20 protein-coding genes are annotated in these 21,583 nt (G+C 35.4%); 16 read left to right on the forward strand and 4 right to left on the reverse strand.

Features of this window, described 5'->3' with window-relative positions; all coding sequences use genetic code 11:
* Positions 1–389: 389 nt before the first annotated feature.
* From sppA to G4D61_RS14235, 9 genes are all read left to right on the forward strand, one after another.
* The gene (gene sppA / locus G4D61_RS14195) at positions 390–1,400 is read left to right on the forward strand and encodes a signal peptide peptidase SppA (RefSeq protein ID WP_035355516.1); all 1,011 of its coding nucleotides are present in this window, start codon (positions 390–392) and stop codon (positions 1,398–1,400) included.
* A gap of 15 nt (positions 1,401–1,415) precedes the next feature.
* Positions 1,416–1,934, forward strand: a complete 519-nt coding sequence (locus G4D61_RS14200) for an RDD family protein (protein ID WP_025731665.1) — start codon at positions 1,416–1,418, stop codon at positions 1,932–1,934.
* A 253-nt stretch (positions 1,935–2,187) separates the two neighbouring features.
* Positions 2,188–2,880 carry a DUF2953 domain-containing protein gene (locus tag G4D61_RS14205; protein ID WP_035349421.1) on the forward strand — a complete coding sequence of 231 codons (693 nt, stop codon included), beginning with the start codon at positions 2,188–2,190 and terminating at the stop codon, positions 2,878–2,880.
* Positions 2,881–2,917: 37 nt separating this feature from the next.
* A complete protein-coding gene (gene ytfJ / locus G4D61_RS14210; protein ID WP_035355515.1) occupies positions 2,918–3,370 on the forward strand; it encodes a GerW family sporulation protein in 453 nt (150 codons plus the stop codon).
* A 154-nt stretch (positions 3,371–3,524) separates the two neighbouring features.
* The gene (tpx, locus tag G4D61_RS14215) at positions 3,525–4,028 is read left to right on the forward strand and encodes a thiol peroxidase (protein WP_035355513.1); all 504 of its coding nucleotides are present in this window, start codon (positions 3,525–3,527) and stop codon (positions 4,026–4,028) included.
* Positions 4,029–4,117: 89 nt separating this feature from the next.
* Positions 4,118–5,116, forward strand: coding sequence for a class I SAM-dependent methyltransferase (locus G4D61_RS14220; RefSeq protein WP_025731669.1), 999 nt, complete (start codon positions 4,118–4,120; stop codon positions 5,114–5,116).
* Positions 5,117–5,323: 207 nt separating this feature from the next.
* Positions 5,324–6,568, forward strand: coding sequence for an acetate kinase (locus G4D61_RS14225; RefSeq protein ID WP_025730621.1), 1,245 nt, complete (start codon positions 5,324–5,326; stop codon positions 6,566–6,568).
* Positions 6,569–6,660: 92 nt separating this feature from the next.
* On the forward strand, positions 6,661–7,221 hold the full coding sequence (locus tag G4D61_RS14230; protein WP_052137931.1) for a CBO0543 family protein: 561 nt from the start codon (positions 6,661–6,663) through the stop codon (positions 7,219–7,221).
* A 253-nt stretch (positions 7,222–7,474) separates the two neighbouring features.
* Positions 7,475–8,377, forward strand: a complete 903-nt coding sequence (locus G4D61_RS14235) for an aldo/keto reductase (protein ID WP_025730617.1) — start codon at positions 7,475–7,477, stop codon at positions 8,375–8,377.
* Between the two features lie 58 nt (positions 8,378–8,435).
* Here the strand turns inward: G4D61_RS14235 and G4D61_RS14240 are convergent, their stop codons facing one another.
* Positions 8,436–8,891, reverse strand: a complete 456-nt coding sequence (locus G4D61_RS14240) for a universal stress protein (protein ID WP_025730614.1) — start codon at positions 8,889–8,891, stop codon at positions 8,436–8,438.
* A gap of 331 nt (positions 8,892–9,222) precedes the next feature.
* Here G4D61_RS14240 and ald point away from each other — a divergent pair, with 331 nt between their 5' ends.
* Entirely contained in the window at positions 9,223–10,338 is a 1,116-nt protein-coding gene (ald, locus tag G4D61_RS14245) for an alanine dehydrogenase (RefSeq protein ID WP_025730612.1), read from the forward strand.
* 217 nt (positions 10,339–10,555) lie between these two features.
* On the opposite strand, the gene G4D61_RS14250 is transcribed toward ald, so the two are convergent.
* Positions 10,556–11,653 (reverse strand): M24 family metallopeptidase, encoded by a 1,098-nt coding sequence (locus tag G4D61_RS14250; RefSeq protein WP_035355510.1) that lies wholly within the window; start codon positions 11,651–11,653, stop codon positions 10,556–10,558.
* Positions 11,654–11,792: 139 nt separating this feature from the next.
* Between G4D61_RS14250 and G4D61_RS14255 the strand changes: the two genes are divergently transcribed.
* From G4D61_RS14255 to G4D61_RS14275, 5 genes are all read left to right on the forward strand, one after another.
* Entirely contained in the window at positions 11,793–12,476 is a 684-nt protein-coding gene (locus tag G4D61_RS14255) for a metal-dependent hydrolase (protein ID WP_035355507.1), read from the forward strand.
* 305 nt (positions 12,477–12,781) lie between these two features.
* The gene (locus G4D61_RS14260; RefSeq protein ID WP_025730607.1) at positions 12,782–13,408 is read left to right on the forward strand and encodes an FMN-dependent NADH-azoreductase; all 627 of its coding nucleotides are present in this window, start codon (positions 12,782–12,784) and stop codon (positions 13,406–13,408) included.
* A 126-nt stretch (positions 13,409–13,534) separates the two neighbouring features.
* Entirely contained in the window at positions 13,535–14,350 is an 816-nt protein-coding gene (locus G4D61_RS14265; protein ID WP_025730605.1) for a lipid II flippase Amj family protein, read from the forward strand.
* Positions 14,351–14,796: 446 nt separating this feature from the next.
* Positions 14,797–16,113 carry a DRTGG domain-containing protein gene (locus G4D61_RS14270; RefSeq protein ID WP_025730604.1) on the forward strand — a complete coding sequence of 439 codons (1,317 nt, stop codon included), beginning with the start codon at positions 14,797–14,799 and terminating at the stop codon, positions 16,111–16,113.
* 46 nt (positions 16,114–16,159) lie between these two features.
* On the forward strand, positions 16,160–17,095 hold the full coding sequence (locus G4D61_RS14275; RefSeq protein ID WP_025730602.1) for a DHH family phosphoesterase: 936 nt from the start codon (positions 16,160–16,162) through the stop codon (positions 17,093–17,095).
* Positions 17,096–17,135: 40 nt separating this feature from the next.
* Here G4D61_RS14275 and ytrI read toward each other — a convergent pair whose 3' ends face one another.
* Positions 17,136–17,642 (reverse strand): sporulation membrane protein YtrI, encoded by a 507-nt coding sequence (ytrI, locus tag G4D61_RS14280; protein WP_025730600.1) that lies wholly within the window; start codon positions 17,640–17,642, stop codon positions 17,136–17,138.
* Positions 17,639–17,971, reverse strand: a complete 333-nt coding sequence (ytrH, locus tag G4D61_RS14285) for a sporulation membrane protein YtrH (protein ID WP_025730598.1) — start codon at positions 17,969–17,971, stop codon at positions 17,639–17,641. Before ytrH ends, ytrI begins: the two co-directional genes overlap by 4 nt.
* 257 nt (positions 17,972–18,228) lie before the next feature.
* On the opposite strand from ytrH, the gene dnaE reads away from it, so the two are divergent.
* The gene (dnaE, locus tag G4D61_RS14290; RefSeq protein WP_163174195.1) at positions 18,229–21,582 is read left to right on the forward strand and encodes a DNA polymerase III subunit alpha; all 3,354 of its coding nucleotides are present in this window, start codon (positions 18,229–18,231) and stop codon (positions 21,580–21,582) included.
* Position 21,583 lies beyond the last annotated feature (1 nt).

Consider the following 21,583-nt stretch of genomic DNA (forward strand, 5'->3'; position numbering starts at 1 on the left):
GTCTGAACTAGAACAACAAACTGCCTTTTTTCTGCCTTTGCTAAATCAATTTATATAAAAACGTAAGATTTTCAGTGGCCTCCGTGCAGCGCCGAGGAGGCTCATTATTCGCCCGCGGAAAGCGAGCATCCTGGAGCGGAAATCAACTAACTACCCCTTTTAATAAACAAACAAGGTTTACGAAAACAGCGTTTAGTTTATATAAAAATGAATCCACTTATTTTTTACTACTTGGCTATTTAAGTAATTTGCATAAGTACAGGGAACAATCCTGTTATAGGAATTAATAAGTCTTTATAAAGTTATGCCCATTCAGTAAAATGAGTTATGTACTGCCATTTTTTACATATCATTGGAAATAGCAAAGAAATAGAAGGGATGAATGATATATGAGCAAAAAAAGGTGGGGAGCACTTGCAATAGCCGTAGGATTATTTATTGTTTCAATAATCGTTAATATTGCAAGTATTGCAGTCAAAAAAGATTTTTCTAAAATGTTCGATGAAAGTTTTTCTACCTCTGATAATGATTTATCTGAAAAGACGATTCATGATGGGAATGAGAACAAGAAAATTGTTATTTTAAATGTAGAAGGTACGATCCAAGATACAGGAGAGTCCAATAGTCTTTTGAGTACGGGCGAATATAATCAGCATACGTTTCTACAAGAATTAAATCAGGCAGAGCATGATTCAAGTATAAAAGGAATCATTTTACGGATTAATTCACCTGGAGGTGGCGTAGTTGAATCAGCAGAAATTCATAAAAAATTAATGGATATAAAAAAGAAAACGAAAAAACCGATTTATGTATCTATGGGCTCAATGGCTGCATCAGGAGCTTATTATATTTCCACGGCTGCCGATCAAATTTATGCAAGTCCCGACACTCTAACGGGTTCTTTAGGCGTCATTATGGAAAGTGTAAATTACGGAAAGTTGGCGAAAAAGCTTGGTATTGAATTCCCGACAATCAAAAGCGGTGAATATAAAGATATTATGAGTCCAAGCAGAGAAATGACAGATAGTGAAAAAGAGATTCTGCAAAAAATGGTGGATGATTCATATGAAGGATTTGTGAGTGTAATTGCAAGCGGACGTCATATGTCTAAGAAAGAAGTGCGTAAGATTGCGGATGGCCGTGTATATGATGGGAAACAAGCTAAACAATTAAATTTAATTGATCATTTCGGTTATTTAGACGATACGATTACGCATATGAAGAAGGACCATCATCTTGATGGTGCAGAAGTAGTTGAATACGAAACAAGCGGCGGATTGGAATCGTTATTATCCGCTTCTACGCAAAAAATATTTGGCAAAGAAGCAGAGGCTACAGGGCTAATGCAATTACTTACACAATCTAATACACCCCGGTTAATGTATATGTACTCAAGGTAAGAGGAGGTGATCGTCATGGATCAACAGTTTAAACAAGAGGTTGATAATGAAATAGAGGAAATTGAGACACAAAAGAAAAATGATTCCTATCGGTTAGCTGGATTTTGGATAAGATGTTGGGCATATTTGTTAGATCTCGTTGTGATTGGTAGCATTGATCGTCTCATTGTGCATCCGATTTTTCGCATAGCTGATGTACCTTTACATGATGGTAGCATGTTTTCTCCTATTTCTATTGTTTCTGCACTTGTTTTTTACGGATATTTTGTTCTCATGACAAAATGGTGGGGACAGACAATTGGAAAAATGGTTTTTGGAATCAAAGTAGTATCTGAAAAGCAACTCGAGTGTATTAGTTGGAGTTCAGTGATCTTTCGTGAAATCATTGGTAGATATATATCCGTTACAATTTTTATTCTATATATTATTGTGGCGTTCACATCAAAAAAACAAGGATTACATGATATGTTTGCAGATACTGTAGTAATACACGAACGCGCTTTAAAAACAATTCAAACAGTAAAACCTGCTTAAATAACGAGCTTACTTTGAGACTCGAAACAATGTATGATGAAAACTTAAAGAAATTTACGGGAAATAATTGTGCAAGGCTGTTGACAGACTTATTGCTTTTTAGTTTGTCGGCAGTCTTTTTTAATTTAGATGGGCGGTTCTTACGGAACGCGAACTCCTTAAAGCAAAAAACAATCTCGTCTTTACAATATTAAATTAGCGGGTGTAGTTTATTTTTTTTAGACGTTGGCGATAATGATAAGCTGAAAGGCTGATGATTAATATGATATGGGCGATTTCAATTGTTTTTATCTTATTGTTTCTAATAATTTTACTTTGTATTTCATCGTTAGTCATAACGCTCGATTTTGCGCATCAACAAGACAATGATCATTTCACAATCCAAGTTCGTTTATGGCGCTTTATTCGGCATACGATTGCAATTCCGATGGTAAAAGTAGAAGAAGATGCGCCAAATATAGTATTTAAGAAAGAAGGAAAAGGAAAAGGGGCAGAGACAGAGGCAGAGACAACAAAGAAAATTACTCCGGAAAAAATAGAAACGAATATACACCGTTTTAAAATTTTATTAGAAAAAGTCTTCGGGTTAAAGATTATAATAGGCGATTTTATAAAATCAATTCAAATTAAAAAATTGGAATGGCATACAACAATAGGCTTATATGATGCCGCCACGACGGGGATTGTAACTGGAGGAATATGGGCAGCAAAAGGTGGCATACTAAAATTAATTTTAGAAAATCTTATTGTACATACGACACCGAATATTTCTGTCACTCCTTCGTTTCAGCGCCCAATTTCTGAAATACATTTCGTATGTATGTTTCAATTTCAAATAGGAAAAGCTATATTGACTGGTTTAAAAATCATCAAATACTGGCGAGGTAGTAAGAATCCAAAAAAGATTCAAACTCTGTTTAAACATGAGGAGAACCAAACAGGCTGATGATTTTTAAGGAAAAATATGGACAGGAGGCATTTAAATGGGTTCACATCCAATTGAAGGTTTGATGACTGCAGCAATGGAAAATTTAAAAGAAATGGTCGATGTTAATACGATCATAGGTGATCCTGTTGAAACACCTGACGGCAGTGTAATTCTCACTGTATCTAAAGTTGGTTTTGGATTCGCGGCCGGCGGTAGCCAATTTAACACGAAGGCGAAACAAGATACTAATCAAAACGGTCAAGCGCAAGTTGATCTCCCGTTTGGCGGTGGAAGCGGCGGCGGTGTTTCAATTACACCAATTGCTTTTCTCATTGTTCAATCTACGGGAGTTAAAATGCTTCATCTCGATGAAAGCACACATTTATTTGACAAAATAATAGATATTGCACCTAGTGTAGTTGAAAAAATTCAAGGAATGCTTAAACAGAAATCCAATAATTCTAATAATATGAATACAGCATCTGCACCGCAAGCAGGAAATCAATAAAAGAGTTTCATTTTCAAAAACTCGCCGTATTGGCGAGTTTTTAATTGGAAATTTTATTCATAGTTCAGTATGATAGTATGTGAAAGACTTTTGTTTACATATGTCCTTTTTGTAAACTGATATTTCTTGAAAACAATTTTAAGGAGGTTTTTTTATGGCTTCAGTTACTTTCAAAGGAAATCCAGTTACACTGTTAGGTAGTGAAGTAAAAGCAGGAGATAAAGCTCCAAATTTTACAGTTTTAGATAATGATCTTAATGAAGTAACATTAAATGATACTAAAGGATCTGTTCGAATTATTAGTGTTGTTCCTTCTATTGATACAGGTGTTTGCGATGCTCAAACTCGTCGCTTTAACGAAGAAGCAGCTAAATTAGGCAAAGATGTAAAGGTGTTGACTATTTCTGTTGACTTACCGTTTGCACAAAAACGTTGGTGTGCAGCTTCTGGTCTTGAGCATGTACAAGTACTATCTGATCATCGTGATCTTTCATTTGGTCAAGCGTACGGTGTAGTAATGAAAGAATTACGCTTACTTGCACGTTCAGTATTTGTAATCGATTCAAATGATCAAGTTACATATGTTGAATATGTAAGTGAAGGCACAAATCATCCAGATTATGAAAAAGCTCTTGAAGCAGCGAAACAAGCAAACTAATATTTAACAATTCCCCGATTTAGGTCGGGGATTTTATATGAAGATACAGTTTTGTTTAATATAAAGTAAAGCAGTAGGAGGCAAAATGTATGAGTGAATCTCCAGTAGAAAAGATTTTTGAAGTGCTGAATGAATCTTCTCAGATCTTGCAGCATAGCCTTTCATGTACATATTTAGAAGCACTTGCTGAAACAGGAGAAAATCTTTTTGAAGGAAAGATTTTACAGGAAGGTCTAAAAGACAATACGATAAAGAAATTGGAAGATCTGTACCATCATTTTAATATTGGTGAATTTTCCAAGGAACAAGTTCGCAAAGCCTATCAATTGGCTATGTTAAAAGGAATGAAGGACTATGTTCAAGCCAATCATCAAATGACACCTGATACGATTGGCTTATTTATGAGCTATCTCATATCAAAATTTATGGATCGTGTTCAAGCATATTCAATGTTAGATCCTGCAGTTGGGACAGGTAATTTACTTACGACCATTTTAAATCAGCAAGAAAATAAAAACATTACAGCATACGGTGTTGAAATCGATGAAATCTTAATTAAACTTGCTTACGTTGGGGCTAATTTACAACAACAGCAAATTGAATTTTTTAACCAAGATTCTCTTGCACATCTTTTCATTGATCCAGTTGATGTCGTTGTTTGTGATTTACCGGTTGGCTATTATCCTAATGATATTGGTGCCAAAGAATACATACTTAAAGCCGATCAAGGCCATTCGTATGCACACCACCTATTTATTGAACAAAGTCTAAAACATACAAAACCAGGCGGATATTTGTTTTTCTTAATCCCTAATCAATTATTTGAATCAAAGGAAGCGCCAAAGCTTCATCAATTTTTAAAGGAACATGCTTATATCCAAGCGATACTACAACTTCCTTTGTCAATTTTTAAAAATGAACAGTCTGCCAAAAGTATTTTTGTCCTTCAAAAAACAGCAGAAAATATTAGTGCTCCTAACCAAGTACTCCTTGCAAATCTACCATCATTATCAAATCAACAGGCAGTGCAGGATATGATTAAAAAAATTGATGCATGGTGTGCAGAAAATATTCCGACAAATTCTTGACATTGGTGATAACCAATGTCTTTTTTTATAAAATAAAGTATGATATAATCAATATATGAAAGCGCTTGCGCGGAATAAATTTTTTTATCGGATAAATAAAATGAAAATTATTTTGATTTTACGAAAAATTCTTTAGATACAGGCAGCATGATAGTCAACATGATAAGTCAGTAAGTTTCATCATTGAAATATGAAAGGATGAAGTATATGACAAAGATTATGGCTATAAATGCAGGAAGCTCATCTTTAAAATTTCAATTATTTAATATGCCAAAAGAAGAAATCATTACAAAAGGGGTTATTGAAAGAATTGGATTTAAAGATGCGTTCTTTAAAATTATGGTAAAAGGAAGAGAGGTGCAAGAAGTCAAACCAATTCTCAGTCATGAAGAAGCGGTGAAACTGCTTTTAAAAAAATTAACACAATTGAACATTATCCATTCCTTAAATGAAATTGATGGAGTAGGTCATCGAGTCGTTCATGGTGGAGAAATGTTTGAGGATTCGGCCATTGTGGATGAAAACGTCTTACAAAGAATCGAAGAATTAGCAGAATTGGCACCTCTTCATAATCGTGCCAATGCAATTGGAATACGGGCATTTCAATCTGTTTTGCCTAATGTTACACAAGTTGCTGTTTTCGATACAGCTTTTCATCAATCGATGCCACCTAGCTCTTATTTATATAGTTTGCCTTATGAATATTACGAAAAATATCGTATTCGTAAATACGGATTTCACGGAACATCTCATAAATATGTAAGTAGAAGAGCTGCGCAGCTATTAAGAAGACCAATAAAAGATTTGCGGCTTATTAGTTGTCACTTGGGGAATGGTGCGAGTATTACTGCTATTCAAGGGGGGAAATCGGTAGATACTTCAATGGGATTTACACCTTTAGCAGGGGTAACAATGGGGACGCGTTCAGGGGATATAGATCCAGCGCTAATTCCTTTTATTATGGAAAAGACAGGAAAGACTGCTGAGGAAGTGATCGATATCCTTAACAAAGAGTCTGGTCTTCTTGGATTATCAGGTGTTTCAAGCGATCTCCGCGATATTCAAGAATCTGTAGAGCAACAACATAATCATCGTGCTGAATTGGCACTAGAAGTATTTGCAAGCAAAATTCATGAATATATAGGTTCATATGCTGCAAAAATGGCTGGAGTTGATGCGATCATTTTTACAGCGGGCATTGGTACAAACAGTGATTTTATTCGTGCAAAAATATTGACTGGGTTGGAATTTATGGGAGTTTATTGGGATCCAAATTTAAATAGAATAAATGGAAAAGAAGCGTTTATTAACTACCCGCATTCACCTGTAAAAGTACTCATCATTCCTACAAATGAAGAGGTTATGATTGCACGTGATGTTGTTCGACTTGAAAAAGATTTTCTTAATGAGAGCTATGAGGCTAATGAAGTAATCGAAAGCTCTTCATATTAAAATATGTATTAATCCCTTCCTTTGTTTTGTATAGTAGCTGATTTAACGGGAAAGAATAAAGTAATTAGTTATTACAAAGGTTGGGAATGCAAATGAGCCTATATTTACTCAATTCATATCATACGATTGAAATGAAACAACAAGAGCTTCATCAATTATCATTGCATTTTTGGCTGGATCATAATCTATGGACTTGGAAATGGTGGCTTTTACTCGTATTAACTGTATTGCCTTTAATTATTTGGTGGAAAGTTTTAGAGAAAACAAAAGGGTTTGAAATTGCCTTTTATGGATCTATGTTAAGTCTTTCGGCATTAATACTAGATGTCATTGGGTCGGAGTGGGATTGGTGGGCTTATCCAGTTAAATTGCTGCCAGGAATACCGCCGTTTATAACTGCAGATTCGATATTAGTGCCGGTTGTTTTTATGATCGTTTATCAACATTATTCCTTAACCTGGAAGACATTTTTTATTTCCTCATTTATAACGGCAATGATTGTTGCATTTTTATGTGAACCTATAATGATCTGGGTTGGATATTATCAGCTTGTTAAGTGGAAACTCGTCTATTCTTTTTTATACTATTTGTTAGCAACATGTATTGCAAGATATTTGATCGTTAAAATAAAACGTCTTTCTTCTAAAGAATAGTCGACTTACTATTCTTCACGTCATTGGTTACTTACAGGTGAAAATGATCATGATTGCCTGAACAATTTCTTAATATGGTATGATTAATTTAAAGAGTCGATATGATAGATTTTTTTGATTCAACGTTCATAACTGTTGTAAATCGGATTTTTCTTTTTAGTAAAAGTAGCATCTAGAGAAAGAAAAGGTAATGCTGCAATATTTGTTAGGTTAGAAATTACTATATTGCTTAAAAAGGGGAGAATCAGTACATATGGACCGTATTCAATTGGCACCGGATTTAAGCTTTTCACGCTTTATTCACGGTTTTTGGAGAGCCGCAGAATGGAAAATGAGTGATCAAGAACGGCTAACTTTTATTGAAGAATGTAGAGAGCAAGGGATTTCAACATTTGATCATGCAGATATCTACGGTAGTTATACATGTGAAAGCCTTTTTGGCGAGGCATTACGTTTACAGCCAACCATTCGCGATCAAATTGAAATTGTAACGAAGTGTGGAATTGTCCTTCCTTCATCAAATCGGCCTAATCATACATCACATTATTACAATACGAGCTACGAACATATTATTCAATCATGTGAAACTTCTTTAAAAAATCTTCATACAGATTATATAGACGTACTTTTAATTCACCGCCCAGATCCATTTATGAATCCTGAAGAAGTGGCAGAGGCATTTACTAAATTAAAAAGAGAAGGAAAAGTTCGTTATTTTGGTGTATCAAATTTTAAATTTCATCAGTTTCAACTACTTCAATCTTATTTAGATTTTGATTTAGTTACAAACCAAATTGAAATTTCGGCATATGAATTAGAAAATATTCATGACGGCACTTTGAATTTTTGCCAAGAAAAAAGAATTCCGCCGATGGCTTGGTCACCGCTTGCTGGGGGAAAAATCTTTAAAGGTTCTGACGAAAAAGTGTGCAGACTACGTACGGCATTAGAAGAAGTGCAGGGAGAAATTAATGCGCATTCTATTGATGAAGTTTTATATGCATGGTTGTTGTCACATTCAGCTAAAATTATGCCGATTATCGGATCTGGAAAAATAGATCGAATTAAAACGGCAGTACAATCATTATCATATAAATTGACGCCAGAACAATGGTATAACATTTATACGAGCTCTACTGGATATGATGTACCATAATATTTATAAAAACAACAATGGCCTTTTCGAATATTAATCGAAAAGGCCGTTGTTATTTTTATGCGTCTTCAAACTCCTTTGAAGTTCGAACAACAAGCACGTCACAAGATGATGAACGTACAATATGTTCAGATACACTGCCGATAAAAAGTCGTTCGACTGCATTTAGTCCTGTCGCTCCACAAACGATTAAATCAGCTTTTACTTTTGGAGCAATATCTGCTGTAATAGCCGTTTTTGGTGAGCCGAGATGAATAAATGTTTCAGCCTTGATCCCTTTTTCTTCTGCCTTTTTCTGATAGGTCTGAAGCAATTTCTCACCAAACTTTTCATTTTCATTATAAAGAGTAGAATCAATCGGTGTAAGTGTTGAGAGTGCTCTATTATCAATGATATGTACAATTGATAATTGTGCATCGTTTCGCCTTGCAATTTCAATCGATTTCGTAAACGCCCATTCCGCTTCTTTTGAACCATCGACTGCCACTAGAATATGACGGTAGGTTAAACTCATGATTACTCATCTCCTTTTAAAGCAATAGTGTTCCCTTTCTATTTTACTAAACTTTTTAAATTTTGTATGTGTATAAAATGCGAAATATTTTTATTATATATTTTATTCACCTATTGAAAGAAAGGGTTTTCATGATAAAATATAATAGAAAAAGGCATAGAAAACTTTACATAGATTTGATAAAATGAAGATGTTTTAAGAATATTCTTAGTATTTGTAAGATTATCTTACAAGCTTTTTTCGTGTAAAAGTTATGAACCTGATAAGATGATTACACAGTACTAAGATATATTTATATACTAATAGTTCACATACTAAGGAGGAAGTTTTTATGCGCATCGGAGTTCCAAAGGAAATCAAAAACAACGAAAATCGTGTGGCGATGACCCCAGCAGGAGTTGTTACCTTAGTACAAGCAGGACATGAAGTATTTATTGAAACGAATGCAGGACTTGATTCAGGTTTTACAAATGAGGATTATATTCAAGCTGGCGCAAACATTGTTGATACAGCGGAAGCAGCATGGTCATATGACATGGTGTTAAAAGTAAAAGAACCAGTTGAAAGTGAATATCCTTATTTTAGAGAAGGAATGATTTTATTTACATATTTACATCTTGCGGCAGCACCGCAATTAACGGAGGAATTATTAAAGAAAAAAGTTGTAGGAATTGCCTACGAAACTGTTCAGCTTGCCAATCGTTCACTGCCATTATTAACACCAATGAGTGAAGTAGCTGGTAGAATGGCTCCACAAATAGGTGCGCAATTTCTTGAAAAGAATAATGGTGGTAAAGGTGTGCTACTGTCAGGTGTTCCTGGTGTACTTCCAGGGAAAATTACGATCATTGGCGGAGGTGTAGCAGGGACGAATGCTGCTAAAATCGCTACTGGTTTAGGTGCTGATGTTACAGTTATTGAGTTGAACCCTGAACGGTTAAGACAATTGGATGATATTTTTGGAAATAAGATCAAAACGTTAATTTCCAATCCTTTTCATATTGCTGAGGCTGTCAAAGAATCTGATTTGGTAATTGGTGCTGTGCTCATCCCAGGTGCAAAAGCTCCAAGGTTGGTGACAGAAGAAATGATTCGTTCTATGCAACCTGGATCAGTAATAGTGGACATTGCAATTGACCAAGGAGGAATTTTTGAAACGACTGATCGTGTTACAACTCATGACGACCCAACATATGTAAAGCATGATGTTGTTCATTATGCTGTTGCGAATATTCCTGGTGCTGTTGCTAGAACCTCTACTATTGCGTTAACAAATGTAACGGTTCCGTATGCGCTTGAAATTGCAAATAAAGGTTACAAAAAAGCAACTTTAGAAAATGAGGCTTTATTTAAAGGAGTCAATACATTAGGAGGACACGTTACTTATAAAGCAGTCGCTGATTCCCTAGAATTACCGTATGTAGAAGCAGGATCATTATTAAAATAGGCTCTATTGTAAGAGGTGTGATTCATAAAGGAAACTGATTGGAGCAGAAGTGAGACGCTTGTGGGAATAGCGAAATGGTGAAACGCCGAGAAGACTCCGAACCGCCCACTGGAAGTGAAAATCAACAAACACATCTTTTTTGGAACAAGCTTTAAACGAAAAAAACTGCGTTAGAGCATGTGCTTTAACGCAGTTTTTTATGTCTGATGTAGCCGATTTATTTCACATACTGTAGAGCTTTTGGATACTTCGTTAATACTTCCACACCATCTTTTGTCACATATACATCATCTTCAATACGAACACCAGCAATGTCCGGTACGTATATACCAGGTTCAATTGTGAACACCATTCCTTCTTGTAAAACAAGCTCATTCGTATTTGTTACAGAAGGATATTCATGGACACTAACGCCAAGTCCATGTCCGAGGCGATGGGTGAAATATTCTCCATAACCTGCTTCGGTAATGATGTTACGGGCTGTTAAATCAATATCTTTTGCAAGCATTCCTGGTTTTACTGCATTAATTGCCGCTTCTTCAGCTTTCAATACGGTTTCATAAATTTCAATTTGTCGTTCAGTTAAATCACCGAAAGCAACTGTTCGTGTAATATCAGAGCAATAACCTTTATGTACTACGCCAAGATCAAACAATATCAGATTTCCTTTTGTAATCTTTGTTAAATCTGGATTACCGTGTGGTGATGCTGCTTTTGTCCCACTTAAAACAGTTGTTGCAAAGCTCATTTCAGAAATACCTTTTTTCTTCAGTTCATATTCAATCGCAGCAACAATGTCTAATTCTGTTTTTCCTTCTTTAATTTCACTAATTCCTACTTGGATAGCCAAATCCGCATATGCAGCTGCTTCTTGAAGAATTTGTTTTTCCTGTTCGTCTTTAATTAAACGTAAAGTTCGCAACTTTTCTTCTGCTGCTACAAATGCAGCATCTTTATAACGGGCTAAAAATTGTTCATATCTTTCGACGATTAAATGTTCTTTTTCAATTGCCCAAGTACGTACAGTATTTATACGCCCATGTACTTTTTTCTCAACAATGTCCCAAGGATTCTCAATATCTGTGTATCCTACAATTTCATACTCCCAGCCAGCATTTCTCGCATCATGAGCTTCCATTGCCGGACAAATTAAGAAAGGTTCCTTTTCTTGGAAAATTGCAATGCCAAGTAGTCTTTCATGAGGATCACTGCGAAAACCACTTAAATAAAAAACGTTGTCTGTTGAGGTGATGAATGCAGCATCAATGTTTTCTTGTTGAAGCCAATTCATCACATGTTTCATGCGTTGATTCATATGTTCATCTCCTAATCGAAACTACCATTAGCATATCAAAAAATAGTGCCGGTTTCTATATCCAATGCTTATAAGAGGATTTCTTACGATAAAATCGAATATAATAGAGAAAGAATATTGACTAAGGAGTGAACAAACGATGAAAGTATCTTATCACGGACATTCAGTTGTGAAGATTGAAACAAACGGAAAAACGATCCTTATTGATCCTTTTATTACTGGAAATGGACAAACCGATTTGCGTGTAGAAAACGAAAGTCCTGATTTTATCGTGCTAACTCATGGGCATGATGATCATATTGGAGATACTATTGTACTTGCAAAGAAAAAAAATGCATTAGTCATTGCGAATAATGAAATTGCTCATTATTTAAGTTGGCAAGGATTGAACACGCATCCATTACATATCGGTGGTTCACGGGAATTTGAATTTGGAAAAGTGAAGTTAACTCAGGCTTTTCACGGTTCAGCATTGATGAATCCTGAAAAGCAAGAAATTATTTATTTAGGCATGCCTACCGGAGTCCTCTTATTTATTGAAGGGAAAACAATCTATCATGCGGGTGATACAGGATTATTTTCAGATATGAAATTAATTGGTGAACGACATCCAATTGATTTGGCTTTTCTTCCGATAGGAGATAATTTTACAATGGGACCAGAGGATGCGGCCGTTGCAGCTGAGTTTCTAAAAGCGAAAACCGTTGTTCCAATTCATTACAATACGTTTCCGCCAATTAAACAAGATCCACAAACATTCATCAATCTATTAAAAGAAAACAATGGTAAGATTATGAATGCTGGAGATGTTATTGAATTATAATAATTATCTATCAAATTACGGCTATTTCGGACTGTGGGCAAACTCCTGGAAAGGGAGGTTTGTTTGCAGTTTTTTCATACTTTAAAAGCAGATTTCCCGTCCTAGGATGCCTGTTTCTCCCAAGGTCACACTTGTTCCTTAAGGGTCTACCTTGAGTCCTTTCTGCAACTAATCATTTTAAATTTGAAGTAATTCTTAATGTGCCAAGTCTAATTGCTTGCATGTTATTTTTTTAGTTTATATAATGACTAATGTTTTTACATATAAAAACATCCTTTATAATAAAATTTTAGGGGGAAAAGGAATTGGCAAGTGTATTATTTATAAAAGCAAATGATCGTGATGTAGAACAGTCTACAAGCGTAAAAATGTACGAAACATTTTTAAAAGCATATAAGGAAAGTCATCCAAATGATGAAATTGCGGAATTAGATCTTTTTAAAGTGGAGCTTCCATATTACGGAAACGATGCGATTATGGCTATGTATAAATCAAGCCAAGGTATGGAATTAACAGAAGCAGAGAAGGCTTATGCTAATCTTATTTCAAGTTATTTAGATCAATTTTTAGCAGCAGATAAAGTTGTATTTGCATTTCCATTATGGAACTTCACTGTTCCAGCACCATTAATTACTTACATCTCTTACTTAGCTCAAGCAGGAAAAACATTTAAGTATACGCCTGAAGGAGCTGTCGGTTTAGTAGGTGATAAAAAAGTTGCATTATTGAGCGCGCGCGGAGGCGTTTATTCTGTAGAACCAATGCTTTCTTCAGAAATGGCGCATCGTTATGTGAAAACAATTTTAAACTTCTTCGGAGTTAATAATCCAGCAGAAGTTATTATTGAAGGTCATAATCAATTCCCAGATAAAGCTGCTGATATCGTATCAGAAGGCTTAAGTAAAACTGCAGAATTAGCCGCAAAATTTTAAGCTAGTAGATTAAAAGAAAAAAAGACGTGTACTCGTTCGGTACACGTCTTTTTTGTTGAAGCTATATTTCCTTGTATGCGTTTTAGTGTATAATACTGATAAAATTAATCATAAGGAGTCTTGTGTATGGAATTAATAACAGGGAAGGTCATGATTATCGCGATGTTCCTATTGATCATTACCATGATTGAAACGTTAGCTTATACAACAAGGATTTCAGGTGCAAGAGTAAAATTAATTGCAACGGCATTATCTTTATTTAGTACCCTTGTCATCGTTTCAAGATTTTCCACTATGATACAGCAACCGCTGACAGCGAAACTAATTGTAAATGCTCCGCATGAGCATAAACTAGCTTTTATCGAAGAGCAATATAGAATTCTTATTGCTGTAACGACAATAGGTGTTATCATCGGTATTTTTCTTTTTCCTACATTTATTAATATTTTTTCACGAGCAATTATTCTACTATCAAAGGAACGTGGAGCGGTCTTGTCGCTATTTATAAAACATTTTAATTTAAACGGGATAAAGAAAATAGGCAGCTGTTTTAGAATGCCGAAGCTATCATACTTAAAAGGGATTACATTAAAAACGATTCCTAAACGACTCTTTATCGTAAATGTGTTAATTACGGCAGTTTTCACAGTAGGAGTACTTTCTTCTATATATGCGTCGATGCTCGTTCCGTCCGACTACGCGCAGGCTGCGTTAATGTCATCGGGAATTATTAATGGTGTTGCGACAATATTACTGACGTTATTTATCGATCCAAAAGCTTCTGTATTGGCTGATAGAGTTATAAAAAATCAAAGTGCTTATATTTATTTAAAAAGTTATTCATTAACAATGGTTAGCTCAAAATTAGTCGGTACGATTGTTGCCCAACTATTATTCATTCCAGCAGCTTATTATGTTGCATGGTTTGCAAAATGGATTTAGTTTTTTTATTAAGGCTTAAGTGTAGACAAATTCCTATTAAATCTATTTTTTGATGGGGGTTTGTCTTTTTTTAAAAAATCGCAAATTTGGAGAAGTGTCCGTTCGGCGCTTGCTGCAGAAAGTGAGCGGTAAGCTGTGTAAAACTACTAAATATAAGATGAATAGTAGAAAAACATGTTATCATTATGAGATTTCTCTTATATTTTTTATTATTTTACACTGTCTTATTTTAAGAGCGGGAGGAATTTATAGCGTTGTCATTGATATTCGACTGCTTTTCAAATTATAATGGAATAAAACCTTCATTATTTTTTGGGTGATCTACTAACCCTCCATCGTTTACCCCCGTTGCTTGTCCACTGTCTTGCATATACATATGGTAAAGTAATGTTATATTTGAGAAACGAATAACTCTGCGTTGAGAATGGATAAAAAGGGTGAGAAGTTTGGCAACTAAGCATGAACAGATTTTACAGTACATTAACAAATTAGCAATAGGTGAGAAAATATCAGTACGACAGATTGCAAAAGCTTTAAATGTTAGTGAGGGAACTGCTTATCGTGCAATAAAAGATGCTGAAAATAAAGGTTATGTAAGTACGATTGAACGGGTCGGAACAATTCGAATCGAGCAAAAAAAGAAAGAAAATATTGAAAAATTAACGTTTTCTGAAGTTGTGAATATTATTGATGGACAGGTGCTTGGAGGAAGGTCCGGGCTGCATAAAACATTGACGAAATTCGTAATTGGGGCAATGGAACTGGAAGCAATGTCTAAATATACTGAGGCAGGAAATTTGCTGATCGTAGGAAACCGTGTGGATGCCCATGAACTGGCATTAAGCTCCGGTGCAGCAGTGTTAATTACCGGTGGATTTGATACAGAGGATTATGTAAAGAAAATAGCTGACGAAAAAGAATTGCCAATTATATCAACGAGCTATGATACATTTACAGTTGCGACGATGATTAACCGTGCTGTATATGACCAATTAATCAAAAAAGAAATTATTTTAGTAGAAGATATTTTAACACCTTTGCAAAACACTGCTTATTTGTATACTGATGATACCGTTCAAAAATGGTATGAACAGAAGAGGGAAACTGGTCACTCTCGATTTCCTGTTGTAGAAAGGAATTTAAAAGTAGTTGGGATGGTTACCTCGAAAGACATTATGGAAAATGATAACAACATCCCTGTAGAAAAAGTAATGACGAAAAGTCCGATCACAGTTAGTGAAAAAACGAGTGTTACTTCTGTTGCTCATATGATGATATGGGAAGGGATAGAAATTTTACCTGTTGTTGATGAATTGAATCGTTTGAAGGGGATTGTAAGTCGTCAAGATGTTTTAAAAGAGCTGCAGATGACGCAAAGACAGCCTCAAGTGGGGGAAACTATCGATAATATTATTACCACGCAGTTAGATGCATCTTCGCAAAAATCAGATCATGGTGAGTTGTTTCAATTCGAAGTAACACCGCAAATGACTAATCCATTAGGAACAATTTCCTATGGAGTGTTTACTTCCTTAATTTATGAGGTTACAAATCGGTATTTACGATCTCTAAAAAAAGGGGAAATTATTATTGAAAGTATGACCACTTATTTTATTAAACCAATTCAATTAGAAAGTTTAATTGAAATTGTTCCTAAAGTACTTGATTTAGGACGAAAGTTTGCCAAAGTGGATATAGAAGTTTTCAATAAAGGTCATTTAGTCGGAAAAGTACTCGTAATGTCCAATTTAATTGAAAGATAAATCAATGACAAAAAAAGAATAATGGTGATGAGGAAGGATGGTTGGAATGAAGGAGAAAATTTTACAAACAATTCAACAATATAATACGATTATTGTGCATCGTCATGTACGTCCAGATCCAGATGCATATGGTTCGCAAGGCGGATTAGTAGAGGTGTTGAAGGCTTCTTTCCCAGACAAACATATTTATGCAGTTGGTAAGCCTGAACCTAGTTTAGAATTTTTACATACTTTGGATCAAATTCCGGATGAAACGTATGACAAAGCACTTGTCATCGTATGTGATACGGCAAATCAAGAGCGTGTTAGTGATCAGCGATATAAAAATGGAGACATGCTTATCAAAATTGACCATCATCCGAATGTTGATGCTTACGGAGATATTCAGTGGGTTGATACAAATGCTTCATCCGTAAGTGAAATGATTTATGAATTTTATTTATTTGGCAAAGAAAAAGGGTTAAAAATGAATGATAAAGCTGCGAGATTGATTTATGCTGGAATTGTTGGCGACACCGGCCGTTTTCTTTATCCGAGTACAACAGAAAAAACTTTTGATTATGCTGGAGAACTGATTCACTATTCATTTGATCGTACTGAGCTGTATAATAAACTATATGAAGTAGATTCGAAAGTGATCAGGTTACAAGGGTCAATCTATCAAAACTTTGAATTGCTTGAAAATGGGGCAGCTATCGTTAAGATCTCAAAAGAGATGCTCCAGGAATATGGTGTTCAAGCGACACAAGCATCACAGCTCGTTAGTACATTAGGAGATATTAAAGGATTAAAAGCATGGTGTTTCTTTGTAGAGGAAGATGATCAAATTCGCGTCCGGCTTCGTTCGAAAGGTCCTGTTATTAATACGCTCGCACAAAAATATAACGGTGGCGGACATCCGCTAGCTGCAGGAGCTTCAATTTACTCTTGGAATGAAGTGGAATCGATTAAAGAAGATTTAATTACTCTATGTAAAGAATAATGATGAGGCAAACGAGAGGAACAAATACTGTCGTTTGCCTCTAATCATCAAGCTTAAGTTCTAAATTAATCGTGATTGTAGTATAGAAGAGAATGTTTCTAACGACAAAAGTATATCGTCTATTATTAATTTTAATCGTTTTATTTTCTAACATTTTAATAACTAAATCTTTGTTTTGATAGGCAGAATTCAAGTTTTTTGCAATAAGTGGACTTAAATCTTTTTTTATTTCTTCTTCTGCTTCGAAAATGCTTTGGGAATCCTTAATATCGTATCTCTCAAAGTTTTTAATTTTAACCTCAATATTTTCAATTGTAAGGAGCTTTGAATTTTTACGGTTTAATTTTTGATATGCTTCCTGCCAAATTTGCTTTTCCTGCTGTAAATCTTGTATCGTTTGTTCCTGTTTTTCAAGGGTCTTCGCTTGGCGTTCATGAATCGTTCCAAACATAAACAGAAATATGAGCCAGCTAAGACAGCCACCGACAATTGCCCCTGCCAAAAATCGTTGCCAACTAGGCTTTCTATAAAGAGGTGGAATTCTCATAGTACGTTTTCCTGTGTAATCCACGAGATAATAAGAGCAGCCGATTTTGCTCCGCCCATAGCAGATAAAATGAGAAGAAATTGTTTGAAAAGCACAATTGTCTCACCTTGCAGGAATCCTCTTTCAAAGCTGTAAACCGTGTCAAATGTTCCTCCGATCGCCGCAATGATTGCCCAAATTCGCAATCCTCTGGCAATCTTTGATATTTCTGTTAAGAGTGGTTCTCCTGTAATAAATGAAGCAAGGCCACCGATTAAAGTTCCACCTATCATAACTCCAAAGGCAATAAAAAAGCTATTAAAAAAAGCAGGGAAAAATCCTTCTGTCAAAGAAACCAACTCCACAAACATATTTATTAATAAAATATATGGGACAACATCTTCCTATATGAAATCGAACATATTTTCTTTTTTTAAATAAGGAATTATAATAAGAAAAGCGGAGGCGACTTGAATACACCCGACAAGCAAATGTTCTTTCGACAAGCAAGTGGTACTGTAACTTGATTGGCGAAAGGTTATTTGACCGCGATTAACTAAGTGCTAATATGAATGTTTAACGAATGAATAAAAAGGTGGTGTTGATTTTGGCTTTTGTACACCTGCAGGTTTCAACTGCATATAGTCTTTTATCAAGTACAATTTCGATTTCCAAATGGGTACAACAAGCAAAAAAATTCCACTATGATACATTGGCAATAACAGATAGAAATGTTCTATATGGAACGATTTCTTTTTATAATGAATGCAAAAAAAATGGGATTAAGCCAATTATTGGATTAACAGCAGATGTTGTGAGTCCAGTTGCACATGATCAAGGATATCCGCTTGTATTGTTGGCTAAAGATGAGACGGGCTATCAAAATTTATTGAAAATATCAAGTACGATACAAACAAAGTCTCCTCAAGGTATTTTGCTGAATTGGTTGCGTGCCTATAGTGAAGGTTTATTTGCAATTTCCCCAGGAATAGATGGTGAAATTGAACAATATGTGTTGCAAGGAGATATGGAAAAGGCGGAAACAATTGCGTGCCATTTCAAACAAATATTTGGCGAGGATTCCTTTTTTTTATCATTGCAGCAGCATCAGTTAGAAGAGGAAAACATTATTTTGCCGAAAATCGTTGAGCTAAGTGAAAAAATCGGTGTGAAGACGATTGTAACAAACAACGTGCAATATTTAAGCAAAGACGATGCATTTGCACATGAATGCCTCTTAACCATTAAAGCAGGCATGAAGCTTTCAGATGAAAACCGCCCAAAGCTTTTTTCAGAAGAATATTATTTCAAATCGCAAGATGAAATGAACGAACTTTTTTTTGATTATAAAGAAGCTTTACTGAATACAGAAAAAGTGGCTGCAGCTTGTAATCTTGAAATTAAGATGAATCAGCGATTGCTCCCAAAATATCCACTAGAAGATGGACGCTCTGCAGATCAATGGTTGGAACAATTGTGCCGTGAAGGATTGGCAAAGCGTATTAAGGATGTAAATAAAGTATATGAAGACCGCTTGCAATATGAATTGGAAATCATTCAAACGATGCAATTTAGTGATTATTTTTTAATCGTTTGGGATTTTATGAAGTATGCAAGAGAAAAGGGGATTATCACAGGTCCAGGGCGGGGGTCGGCGGCAGGTTCGTTAGTAGCATACGTTTTATATATTACGGATGTAGATCCAATTAAACATGAGCTATTATTTGAACGGTTTTTAAACCCTGAAAGAATTACGATGCCGGATATTGATTCAGATTTTCCAGATCATCGCCGCGATGAAATGATTCAATATGTAGCCAAAAAGTACGGACAACTTCATGTTGCACAAATTATTACGTTTGGGACGTTTGCTGCGAAAGCGGCGGCTAGAGATGTTGCAAGAATATTTGGCTTTAATTCAAAAGAAATGGAGTATTTATCTAGGATTATACCTTCTCAATTAGGAATGACGCTGAAACAAGCATATCAGGAGTCAGAACAGCTTCGTCAATTCATTCAGGAATCACAACTAAATCGCAAACTTTTTGAGACAGCATTAAGAATTGAAGGTCTTCCGCGACACGCATCTACGCATGCCGCCGGCGTTATCATATCCGATAAACCGCTCGTTCACTTTGTTCCAATTCAAGATGGTCATGAAGGTGTTTATTTAACTCAATTCCCAATGAATCATTTGGAAGAAATTGGATTGCTAAAAATGGACTTCCTCGGATTGCGAAATTTAACGATATTAGAGCAAATTTTAACGAATATTCGAAAGGGGACCGGCAAAATGATCCGGCTCCAAGAGATTCCACTAAACGACTCTAAAGCATTTGAATTATTAAGCAAGGGAAATACAACAGGCGTTTTTCAGTTAGAATCTGATGGGATGCGTAAAGTTTTACAATTACTAAAACCGACGGAACTTGAAGATATCGTTGCAGTGAATGCACTATATCGACCAGGGCCTATGGAAAATATATCGGTCTACATAAAAAGAAAACATGGTGAAGAGCCTGTTTTTTATGCACATGAAGATTTAAAGCCAATTTTAGAAAAAACTTATGGAGTCATTGTCTATCAAGAACAAATTATGCAGATTGCTTCTAAGATGGCAGGCTTTACACTCGGAGAAGCAGATTTGCTTAGAAGGGCTGTTAGTAAAAAGAAAAAAGAAGCACTTGACCGGGAGAGAAATCATTTTATAAATGGCGCGTTAAAAAAAGGATATGATGAGAAAATGGCGAATCATATTTATGACTTAATAATCCGTTTTGCGAATTATGGATTTAATCGAAGTCATGCTGTTGCATACAGCTTCATTGCCTACCAGCTTGCATATTTAAAAGCCCATTATCCTGTTTATTTTATGGCGAGCTTATTAACTTCGGTGATTGGCAATGAGGATAAAATTTCTCAATATGTCCGCGAAGCTCAGCAAATGGGAATAGAGATATTGCCACCTTCCATTAATCATAGCTACTACTCTTTTGCAGTTGAGAAAGGTGCTATTCGTTTTAGTCTGGCGGCAATAAAAGGGATTGGTTACGCTTCATTAAAGGACATCATGAAAAATCGAAGCGGCCGTCCATTTTCAACTCTATTCGATCTTTGCTTACGGGTTAAAGGGCTAAATCGAAAAATATTGGAATCATTCATATTAGCAGGTGCTTTGGATGATTTCAACAAAGATCGGGCTGTTTTGTTGGCAAGTATTGATGTTGCTTTGGAGCATGCTGATGTGATGAGGCCGCTAACAGAAGAAGGAGATCTATTTTTTGATGATGAGTCGCTTCAAATCGAGCCCAATTACGCAGAAGCGGAACCGATGCCATTAATTGATAAACTAACATATGAAAAACAATTTTTAGGTTTATATTTAACCGACCATCCCGTTCGCCACTATCGTTCTAGATGGGAGCGAGAAGGATTTGCGACGATTGAGAGCTTACAATTTGGTAAGCGAAAGTTTCATGCTGGAGTCTACGTTAATGATGTGAAGACGATTCGGACGAAAAAAGGGGAAATGATGGCATTTCTTAAATTGAGTGACGAAACCGGAGAAATTGAGGGTGTTGTATTTCCAAAAACTTATAATCAGTATCATTCTGTTTTTCAAAAAGATGATGTGATTGTAATAGAAGGTACTGTAGAAAACAGAAATGAAAAAGCACAACTCATTGTACAAAAAATAATAGATATGGCAAATATTCACAACGTGGAGAATAAGGAAACAAAGTTATTTTTAAGGATCCCTTCAAATGCCATAAAAACAGAATTACTAATTGAAATAAAACAGCTGCTTAATGATTTTCAGGGAAGTACGCCTGTCATTTTACATTATGAAGATGACCATCAAACGATACAACTCTCAAGGAAAGACTGGGTTAACCCAACGAGTCATTTTTTGAATAAACTAATAGATTTACTAGGTTCACAAAATGTAATTTTGAAATAAA

Source organism: Heyndrickxia ginsengihumi, from assembly GCF_011008565.1.
GTDB lineage: Bacteria > Bacillota > Bacilli > Bacillales > Bacillaceae_C > Weizmannia > Weizmannia ginsengihumi.